The following is a 1,331-nucleotide window of genomic DNA, read 5'->3' on the forward strand; positions in this document are numbered from 1 at the left end:
CCGTCCGCGCCGGAGACCAGCAGCTGCTTGGCCACGAGGCCGCCCTTGCTGTGCGCGACGATCACCCGGCCGGCATCGGGCTCCGGGCGGCGCTCGATCGCGCGGCCCAGTCGCCGGGCGGTGTCGGCGATGCCGCGCCGGTTCGTGCCCATGCCGTGCACCACGCGCACGCGGTACCCGCCGTGATTCAGCGCGTCGCCGAGCGGCCGCAGGAACGACCAGTGCTCGTAGATCCCGGGCAGGAGCAGCACCTCGGGCAGGTCTCCGCGACCGGACCGCCAGCGGGCGGGCGGGCTCCACCCATCGACCACGATCGCGACCTGGCGGATGCCGGCGTAGACGTAGTCGCGGGCCCACCACCATCCGCGCGCGACCGCCGAGAGCTCCTGCGGTTCCGAGACGCGTTCGACCTCGTGCCCGATGTGCTCCCCGCGCGCGTGCCGCCTGACGAGGTCGGCCACGCGCTCGCCCGCAGTCACCATGGTCTCGTGCCCGCGGTCCGCGATCTCCACGTACCGCCCGTGCGGCACCATCCGGGTCACCTGCTCGGCCCACGCGCGCGGCGCGAGCCGGTCGTGCTCGCCGCGGATCACGAGCGTCGGCGCCGCGACATCGGGCAGCACGAGCTCGATGCGGTGGTCGAGCATGCGGCGGAGCTTGCGGAAGTACCAGCGCGGCCCGGCCTGGAGGTAGGAGTGGAGGCCGAGCGCCACCACCTTCGGGCGCGTGAGCGACGGGTCCTCGAGCAGGCGCAGGCCCTGCATGAGCGCCGACCGCTCGCGCGGGTTCACGGTCGGCGCGATGAGCACGACGGATGCCACGAGCTCCGGTCGCTGAGCGGCGGCCTCGGCCACGATCTGCGTGCCCATCGAGTGCCCCACGAGCACGACCGGCTCGCCGCCGCCCTCGGCCTCGACGAGCGCGGCAAGGTGCGCGCCCGACTGCGCGATCGTCTGCGTCCGCCTCGGCTCGGGCGCGTCGCCGAAGCCCGGCAGGTCGAGCGCGAGCACGCGCCCCTCGCGGGCGAGCTCGTCGGCGAGGTCGGACCAGTAGCGGTGCCCCATGCCGATGCCGTGCACGAGCACGTACGTCGGTCGCCCCGCGCCCGACTCGGTGATCACGGTCACCTCGTCGCCGCGCCGGAACTCGCGCGTCCGCGACATCCGCACCCCCTCCCACCGGCCCCGGGTTCGATCATGCCGGATGCCGCAGCGCGCCCGTCAGTCGATGAGTCCGGATGCCGCGAGCCGGCGCAGCACCTCGACGCCCGCCGGCGGGCAGCGCCCGGCGTCGGCCGCGCCGACCCAGTGCACCTCGCCGACCTCGCCCGA

Annotated in this window: 1 protein-coding gene; it reads right to left on the bottom strand. The window is 75.2% G+C overall.

The window, feature by feature from the left end:
- The coding region (locus ESO86_RS20000; RefSeq protein ID WP_242492438.1) for an alpha/beta hydrolase at positions 1 to 1,163 on the bottom strand (1,163 nt) is incomplete at its 3' end.
- Positions 1,164 to 1,331 lie beyond the last annotated feature (168 nt).

This window comes from Agromyces binzhouensis (assembly GCF_004135055.1).
GTDB classification, from domain to species: Bacteria; Actinomycetota; Actinomycetes; order Actinomycetales; family Microbacteriaceae; genus Agromyces; species Agromyces binzhouensis.